The organism is Buchananella sp. 103232 (genome assembly GCF_058725725.1).
In genome coordinates this window covers 1-8,945 of record NZ_JBZXJM010000007.1, presented here as the reverse complement: position 1 = coordinate 8,945, position 8,945 = coordinate 1, and the positions used below count along the sequence as shown (strand labels likewise).

The window sequence follows — 8,945 nt, the reverse complement described above, 5'->3', positions numbered from 1 at the left end:
ACTCACCTTGCCGCGCTTGGCGTGCCACTCATCGCTATCAGTGACCTTGTCACCACCAGCAACCGGGACAGCCTCAACCGTGGCGGTGTTGGCGTGGCTGGTGTGGTAGGCGCCAGTGGCGTCAGCCTCGGCCAGCTTGGGCAGCGTACCGGTGCACTCAAACGAGGCCTTGGGAGCCAAGACCCAATCAGCCGGGGCGCTAACCACACCATCAACAGCAGCAATATCAGCCCCGTTGATGTGGCACTTCAAGTCGGTCAAAGCCAGACCACCAGTAGTCCGGTCGGTAACCACAACATTCTTCAGCCCATCGCTACCAGTGTTGGTAACAGTGAACTTAACCGGCTGGGCCTCCAGACCAGACAACACCAGGGCGCCGTCCTGGCTGTCACGATCACCCGCAGGCAACACAGCAGGCTGACCGTTAAGCAACATCGGCTTATCACCAACGAACTGAACACCAGCCCAATCACCGTCGTACTTCTCAATGTCAACACCAGGAACAGTCTTGACAAAACCAAAGTCCAAGCTCAGGTCCGCATCCCCATCATTAGGCAACTCAACCGCAGTCTCGCTACCAGTAGAGGAATCCTTGGCCCGATCACTACCCTGCTGAGGCTTGGTCGGCAAGTAACCCGTCGGAGCACTAACCGCCACCTTGTACTTCACACCCGCCGGCAGGATCTCCAGATCAGCAAACAGGTACTCACCAGCAGCGCTAGTGGTCGTGGTGGTCACCACCGTGCCATCAACCTGCTTGACCGGCTGACCATCAGTACGAGAAATCGTCAAAGTGACATCCTTCAACGGCACATCCACCAAAGGATCCCCACCCTGAAGACCATCCTTGTCAGTGTCCTCCCACACGAAGTCACCAACGGAGACCTTGCCGCGCTTGGCGTGCCAGTCATCACTATCAGTGACCTTGTCACCACCAGCCACCGGGGTGGCCTCCACCCGAGCGGTATCAGCGTGCTTGGCCGCATCACTCATGGCCGGCAGGGTAGCGGTGCACTCAAAGGAGGCCTTGGGAGCCAAGACCCAATCAGCCGGGGCGCTAACCACACCATTAACAGCAGCAATGTCCTGGTTGTTGATGTGGCACTTCAAATCAGTCAAAGCCGGACCGGTCAGGGTCTGGTCAGAAACCTTGACATTGTTCAAGTCACCCTTACCAGTGTTAGTCACAGTGAACTTAACCGGCTGGGCCTCCAGACCAGACAACACCAAGGCGCCGTCCTCGCTGTCACGATCACCCGCAGGCAACACAGCAGGCTGACCATTAGTCAAATTCGGAGCATCACCCGCGAACTGGACACCAGCCCAGTCACCGTCGTACTTCTCAATATCAATGGCCACCGGCTTCTTCACGAAACCAAAGTCCAAGCTCAGGTCCTTATCCCCATCATTAGGCAGGTCCTTAGCAATAGCCGTCCCCGTGGAGGAGTCCAACTCGCCCTCACCGTTGTTCGGACCAGCCTGGGTAGGCTCGTACTGAGCCGGAGGCGTCACCGTCACCTGGTACTTCTGCCCGGCAGGCAGAACCTCCAAATCGGCAAACAGATACTTACCCGTGTCATCGGTCTTGGTAGTGACCTCAGCATCGGTTCCATCAAACTTCTTCACCGGCGCACCGTCGGTACGCGAAATGGTCAAAGTGACATCCTTCAACGGAATGTCTACCGATGGATCCCCACCCTGAAGACCGTCCTTGTCAGTGTCCTCCCACACGAAGTCACCAACGCTGACCTTGGGCTTGACCACGACGTTGGCGATGTTGGTAACCATGAGTGGGACCACATTGGCGCCCTTAACCGTGAAAGTGGCAGTGGCGGTGGTGTTCTCGGGGCCGTCCCCAATCATGATCTTCGGGGTGTCTAGCACGACGTCAGCGGGGAGACCATAGTTGAGGTCCTCCGTCAGAGTGACTTCCGTGTTTGCCGGGAAGGGCTTGTTGGCGTCCGTAACAGGCAGATAGGTGAACTTCTTGTCAAACGGAACGTCCACGTAGAACGGGTTGGTAGGCGGAGTCCAGCCGATGACGGCGGGGTCCACTCCAGGGGGTAGTTTCCAGTCCACCTTGAAGCGGGCCTTGTCGTTGGGGCCAAAATTGTTACGGCCTGGACCGGTCAGGCGCTTAGCAATCTCGAAGGTGCCGAAGTTGGCGTCCAGCTGGGCGGATCCACCACCGCTCACCTTGTAGGAGGCGAAACTGGTGGGCCAGTAGTTGGTGCCAACGAAGTGAGCCTGGTTGGAGTAGATCGTATTCGTGTCGGGGAACCCGTCCGGTGTGGTGAACACGGACTGGTAGGAAATGCGGTAGGAGGCGTCGTCGTGGATGTAAGCGCCGTTCTTTGGAGTAAGCGTGATCTCCGCGTACGTCCGCTCAGCGTTCATGTTGACCTGCAGGTCAAACAGGCCCATGTCCGGGAAGTTATTGTTCGGCGGAGCGTAAGGGTAGGGCGTGACCTGGCAGCGTTGACGACCGGACTCGTTCGGGGTGGAGGCCAGGCACGGCTGGCCCCCGGTCGTCTGGCCGATACCGGCCTTGCCGGTGAGCTTGAACTCGAATCCGGCTGCGGGGTTGAACTTCTGGCCGGCCCCCAGGGTGTCCCGGAAGGAAAGCTTTTGCGGGTAGGAGCCGCCAAAGAGCTCCTTGAGCTGCTTGCCCTCAAAGTTAATGTGCCAGTCGATGTACTTGCGATCCGAGATAAGGCCCCAGTTGCTCTTATTGGGGGTGGCGGGCTTGTAGGTCAGGTTCTCGCCGATCGGATTGCCGCCGGGGGTGGGCACTGGGACAGTGGCACCGCCGGGGACGATGAAGTTCCCGGAGGTCTGTCCGTACGAATCCTGTGCTTCTGCAACGATCCAAGCGTTGCCGTGCGGATTGCTCAAGCCGGCGGTCTGGGCGTCCTGCAGACCCTGGGCAAAAGTACAAACGACCTTAGAAGGCGGCTCCTTGAATGCCTGGCACTGAGCAATAGTGAACGTCGCACCGTTATGTTGTGCAGTCACCGCGAAGGGCGCGCTGTCCCTCGGTAGGTACAGGGGGCGCGGGCCGCTCGGGGAGTTCACCATCGGAAGACCCAGGGTGAAGGTCTGGCCCACCTGGGGGTTAGCGTTTGCGGTGTTCCAGTCCCAGGTGATCCTTACCTTAGACCAGACATAAACGGGCTGGCCCGGCGGGTCGGACTCGACCTTGATGTTCGTTATCTGCACCTGCGTGTTCTCATTGCCGCCACCGGTGTCTGCGTGTGCCCCGCTGTAGTTCAGCGTGACAAGACCGATAGCAGTCAAGAAGACAGCTAGTGCAGAGATGAGGCCCACCCAATGGGCCTTCAACTTGCTCTGCATGTGATTCCTTCCAAAGAGCGGCGCCGTTGCGCCAACCGGGGTTTGCCGGGACGGCTTGGGGTTGGGGGCCGGCTGGGTGCCGGGTACCCGGTACGCCACCAACGTGAGGGGCGCCTTGCCCTTCGCCTCGGCACGCAAAAACGCGCCTCCGCGGAGGTAGAGATAAACCTACTTACGGCCAGCCTAATCGCCGGTGCCGTGGTTTGGGAGGGGAAGCGGCGGCCTTGTGGAAAGGTGAACCGGAAGTGGGGCCGTCCCAGCGCCGCGTTTCCAACGTTTTAACAATCGCCCCCGCTGTGTGGTGGGGTCAGTCACAAATCGGAAGTAGTCGACCGGAAACCGGTTTAGTCACTGGTTGTGCTACTTGCCTGCGGTTGCCGTCCCCGCAGTACCCGCCCCACCAGGGGCGCTGGGGCGCGCCACCGCGCGCTCCGCGCGGAGGAGGCGCGCGGCCCTCGCCACCAGGAAGACGAGCGCGCCAGGGCGGGCGGGGGATTCTTATCCCCCGCCCACCAACACCCATTTTGGGAAAAGCTAGAAGTAATAAGGGAAGGCTGACCAATCTGGGGCCCTGCGCTCCAAAAACGCGTCGCGTCCCTCCTGCGCCTCGGCGGTCATATAGGCCAGCCTGGTGGCCTCGCCCGCGAACACCTGCTGCCCGGCCAGGCCGTCGTCGGCCAGGTTGAAGGCGAACTTCAGCATCCGGATCGCCTGCGGGGACTTGGTGGACACGATCCGCGCGTACTCCAGCGCCCGCTCCTCCAGCAGAGCGTGCGGCACGGCCTCGTTCACCACGCCCCAACGCTCGGCCTCCGTCGCGTCGTACTCCCGCGCCAGGAAGAAGATCTCCCGGGCCCGCTTGTCGCCCACCTGCCGGGCCAGCAGCGCCGAGCCGTAGCCGGCGTCGAAGGAACCCACGTTCGCGTCCGTCTGCATGAAGCGCGCGTGCTCCAGCGACGCCAGGGAAAGGTCACACACCACGTTCAGCGAGTGCCCACCGCCGGCCGCCCAACCGGAAACTGCCGCGATCACCACCTTCGGCATGGTCCTGATCAGGCGCTGCACCTCCAGGATGTGCAATCGCCCCGCCCGGGCGGCGTCCAAGCGGGCCCGCGTGGCGGCGACGTCGGCCAAGTGGGCGGCCTGCGCGTCGGCCTCCTCCTGTGCGGCGCCGGCCAAAGCCCCGCCGGCCCAAACAGCGCCCTCACCCTGCGGGGCGCCGGGGGCGACGTCGGCCACCCCGCCAACAGAAGAAGCGGCCGCCTCCTCCGGGCGCTCGTAGCGGTAGCCGTCCTTGCCGCGCACGCGCTGGTCCCCGCCGGAGCAGAAGGAATAGCCGCCATCCTTGGGGGAGGGGCCGTTGCCAGTCAGGATCACCGCAGCGACGTCGGGGCTGCAGCGGGCGTCGTCCAGCACGCGGTAAAGCTCATCCACCGTGTGCGGGCGAAACGCGTTACGCACCTCCGGGCGGTCGATCGCCACGCGCACCACCGGCAGCGCCCGGCCGCGCTCGTCCACTCCGCGGTGGTAGGTGACGTCCGTCAACCCCTGACCGATGTCGCGCCACCGGGCCGGATCGAAGGTGTCAGAAACGAAAGGAAGGCTGCTCATAGCCCCCAGCCTATCCACCGGCGGCGCAGAGGCACGCAGCGCGCAGTCCGCCCCGCTACTCTGGGGGCCATGAGTGAAACCGCCCCAAATGCCTACTCCACACCTGCGCAGCTGCCGCGTCGCGTGGAAAGCGAGGTGGGGCGGCTGCGTGAGGTCATCCTGCACCGGCCCGGCCTGGAGATGACCCGCCTGACCCCGTCCAACAAGGACGACCTGCTTTTTGACGACATCCTGTGGCTGGAGCGCGCCCAGGAGGAACACGACCGCTTCGCCCAAGTCCTCCAGGACAACGGCGCACACGTCCTATATATGGCCGACCTGCTGCGCGAGTCCCTCACGGTCGCCGAGGCGCGCGAGATGGTCATCAACCGCACCTTCGACGAGCACACCTACGGCCCCATGGCCTACGAGCCGCTGCGCGAGATGGCGCGCTCAATGGACCTAGCCGAACTCACCCAGCTTCTCATCGCCGGCATCACCAAGCGAGAGATCCTGGAACGGATCAGCGAGCCGCGCTCGGCCTCGTTCCGGCTCTGGCACATCGACGACTTCGTGCTGGCCCCCCTGCCGAACCACTACTTCACCCGCGACACCTCCACCTGGGCCTACGGCGGGGTGTCCATCTCTTCCATGCGCAAGGTGGCCCGCTGGCGCGAGACCCTGCACTACGAGGCCATCTACCGCTACCACCCCGACTTTGCCGATGCCGTCACCCCCGTTTGGACCGAAGAATCCGAGCACGGCACTGCGGCGATTGAGGGCGGGGACGTGCACGTGGTCGGAGGCGGCGCCCTGATCGTGGGATTGAGCGAGCGCACCACCCCGCAGGGCATGGAGCGTTTTGCCCAGCGCGTTTTCGAGAGCGGGCGGGCGGACCGGATCGTGGCCCTGGCCATGCCACACGCCCGCGCCTACATGCACCTGGACACCGTCATGACGATGATCGACCAGCGCACCTGGACCAAGTACGCCGGTCTGGGCATGCTGCCGAGCTTCACCCTCACCCCGGCCGGGGCGGGCAATGGCTCCTCCGGCAGCGGCCTGCACATCGTCTCCCACCCGGCCGAGCGCATGCACCACGTCATCGCCGACACCCTGGGCGTGGACGGCCTGCGGGTCCTGACCACCCCGCAGGACGGTCTGGCCGCCGAGCGCGAGCAGTGGGACGACGCCTGCAACCTCCTGGCCCTGGCCCCCGGCGTGGTGGTGGCCTACGAGCGCAACACCGCCACCAACAAGTACTTGGCGGACAACGGCGTGGAGGTCATCGCCATCCGCGGTAACGAGCTGGGCCGAGGCCGGGGTGGCGCCCACTGCATGAGCTGCCCCACCCGCCGCGACCCGGCCTGACCTGACCTGGCCTGACCCGCGCTCCGGCCGCGCCTCGTCAGCGGCGGGCGTGTTTGGTGGTCTTGGTTGGACGACGTTGCCCCCGGCGCCGATTCCGGTAGCGGCGGGCGGCGGGGCGATGGAGCCGGGGGCGCAGCGGCGCGGTGGGGAAGGTGCGCGCGGCGGCGCGGTGGCGCGGAGGGAAAGGTGCGCGCGGCGAGTGCCGCGCGGCCGGCGGCTTCGCTTTCCCACAGGGCAACCGGCGGGAGGCAGCCAAAGCCCGGCCCTGCGCGTAACCTCTTTACGACATTGGTGCGCCGGCAGTGAGAGGGGAGCGATGCGCAAGGAACCCGACGCAGCGAAGCCCGCAGGCGCCGGGCCAGGTGCCGGCGACGGGGCCGGGACGAGGGTCACCGACAGGGCCAGCCAGGGGCAGAGTGCCGGGGCAGGTCAAGCCCAGAGTGCCGGGGCCGGCCAGCAGGGGCAGACTCCCCCCGGCTTCCCGCCCATCTCGGAGGAGCTCATCAACCTGCTGCTGGGCGCGTGCGGGCAGGAGGAGCAGGAAAAGCCCTCCAACCCCTTCCTTGCCGCCGGTCAAGGCGCGGTCTGTCCCGAGAGCCAGGCGCAGATGTCCGCCGCCCAGTTGGCCGAGCTGGCCGGCGTCTACCCGCAGCTGCGCCGCCGTATCCTGTCCCACCCCAACTGCAGCGAGCGGGTGCGCCAGTGGATTCAGCGTGAGGACCCCGTGGCCTACCAGACCTGGGTGAAGGAAACCCTGGCCGAGCAGGCCCGCGAGCAGGCTGAGCAGGCGCGCCAGTTCCAGCGCGACCGGGAAATCCAGGCCGCCACTGCGGCCAAACGGGCCGCACTGCTGGCCCAGAAGAAGCGCGACATCACCCGGGCGCGCGTGCGCAAGCGCGTGCTCAAGCCCGTCGCCATCGCGCTGGGCGTCCTCGCCGCCCTGGCATTGGCCGTCTACGTCACCTACCTGGTGGTGCTGGAGAAGTCCGCGCCGCAACCGGTACTGGACGCCGCGCCTGCGGTGAGCGCGCAGCCCACAGCGTCCCCGACCCCGACCCCGAGCCGCGACGAGGACGACTGGGCCCGCCCGGTGGACTTCAACGCCTCCCAGCAGGGACTCGTCTCATCCCCGGACGGGAAGGTGATCTGCCACCTGCAGGACCTCCAGGCCGGGTGCAGCATGGCGGAGAGGTCCTTCGCCGCAGCCGGGCTGCAGGACTGCGCCCAGTCCGTCTTCTCCCTGGCCGTGGACCCCACCGGCACGAACCTGGCCTGTGGACAGGACTTCCGCCCCGCCGAGGGTACCTACGTCTACGTGCTGCAGCCCGGAGAGCAGGTCTACTGGGGCGAGTTCGCCTGCACCTATCTGGACGAGTCCGTCTCCTGCTGGAATCAGCGCACCGGCGTGGGCTTTGAGCTCTCCGAGCAGAAATACTCCCTCGGCGAGGGGCGCTAAAGGGAAACTCCCAACGCTGGGTGCGGGCCGTCGACGAGGTGATCGGCGGGCCCAGGGAGAGGGAGGCTCCCCGCGCCGGAGCTCAGCTCGACGTTCGGGGCTTCGACTCGACGTTTAGGGCTTCGACTCGACGATTTGCCCCAGGCTAACGTCGAGATTGGGCTGCGAACGTCGAGATTGGGATGCGAACGTCGAGATTGGGGCGGCAACGTCGGGTTGAAGCGCCAGGCCCCGGCGCGCGGGAAACCCACAATTCGAAAGCGCCACTAAACGCGCGAGGCGGATTTAGTGGGGTGGCGGGTGGAACGTCGGCCAAATGCCCCTGCGAATGGCGGGGCGAGTGTAGGTTTCCCACCGGCAGAAGGGGAGAAGTAAGCTGTCCCAATGTGGAGCTTGCCCAGCCAGGGCGGCGAACGCGTTTGGCCCGCAGGTCCCAGCCGCGCGGAAGGGAATCGGGCACCGGCCGTTCGTTCCGTGAGGAGATGACCCGATGAATCGATTGAATTGGCAGCGGTACCAGATCGCGATCATCGCTTGGTTTGAGGCGCAGCCAATTGAACTGCAGGCCGCCTTCCCGATGAATAGGTGGCGCAGCCTATTTCGCCTCGGCTCCAAGGGCCGCGAAATACCCTTCTTCGACGCCGAGGAAATGCTCCACTCGATGCTCGACGACGACCATCACCTGCGCACGAGCCTGGTCGAGCCGCTGTGTGCCCACCTGAACGCCGCCTTCGGGCACAACCCCCCGGCGGTGCCGGCGCAGGGGGCGTCCCCGCAGGGTCGGGGGAGCGGGGCAAGGCGTCGGCGGCGGTGAGGGGCAGCCGGAGCGGGCGACGCGGGCGGCCCGGTAGATGAGGGAACGGACGACGCTGCCGGCGTGGTGTTCCCCGGGTACGCGCCCGGTGGCGGGGCGGCCTTCGGTCCAAATCCGCTGGCCATGCTCTCCCCCTACGACATGCCCTGGGTGGACGACGCGCCGGCAGAGGTCGGCGGCGCGGACGCCCCTGCCGAGGCCGAGCAGCATGCCGGCACGCAAGAGCCGACGGCAGTGCCGTCAGGACCGGTGGTTCCGGTTGAAGCGGGCGAGCCCGGTGAGCCTGGCCGCGTGATGAGGCGGTGGTTCCGGTTGAAGCGGCGCACGAAAAACGTCTATGGGTCCCAAGAGACTCGTTGT

6 protein-coding genes are annotated in these 8,945 nt (G+C 65.4%); 4 read left to right on the top strand and 2 right to left on the bottom strand.

The features are described 5' to 3' along the window. Together AC4PWQ_RS01295 and AC4PWQ_RS01290 are read right to left on the bottom strand one after the other, a co-directional pair. The coding region (locus AC4PWQ_RS01295) for an SdrD B-like domain-containing protein (protein WP_492089543.1) at nucleotides 1-3,354 on the bottom strand (3,354 nt) is incomplete at its 3' end. A 534-nt stretch (nucleotides 3,355-3,888) separates the two neighbouring features. After that, on the bottom strand, nucleotides 3,889-4,965 hold the full coding sequence (locus tag AC4PWQ_RS01290) for a 1,4-dihydroxy-2-naphthoyl-CoA synthase (RefSeq protein WP_492089542.1): 1,077 nt from the start codon (nucleotides 4,963-4,965) through the stop codon (nucleotides 3,889-3,891). A 69-nt stretch (nucleotides 4,966-5,034) separates the two neighbouring features. Between AC4PWQ_RS01290 and AC4PWQ_RS01285 the strand changes: the two genes are divergently transcribed. From AC4PWQ_RS01285 to AC4PWQ_RS01270, 4 genes are all read left to right on the top strand, one after another. Then, complete coding sequence (locus AC4PWQ_RS01285) at nucleotides 5,035-6,315, top strand: arginine deiminase (protein ID WP_492089541.1); 1,281 nt, start codon at nucleotides 5,035-5,037, stop codon at nucleotides 6,313-6,315. 316 nt (nucleotides 6,316-6,631) lie between these two features. Continuing rightward, nucleotides 6,632-7,771, top strand: a complete 1,140-nt coding sequence (locus AC4PWQ_RS01280) for a variant leucine-rich repeat-containing protein (protein WP_492089540.1) — start codon at nucleotides 6,632-6,634, stop codon at nucleotides 7,769-7,771. Between the two features lie 490 nt (nucleotides 7,772-8,261). Further along, entirely contained in the window at nucleotides 8,262-8,585 is a 324-nt protein-coding gene (locus tag AC4PWQ_RS01275) for a hypothetical protein (protein ID WP_492089539.1), read from the top strand. 63 nt (nucleotides 8,586-8,648) lie between these two features. Further along, nucleotides 8,649-8,945: hypothetical protein (locus AC4PWQ_RS01270; protein ID WP_492089538.1), on the top strand; the 297-nt coding region annotated here is incomplete at its 3' end.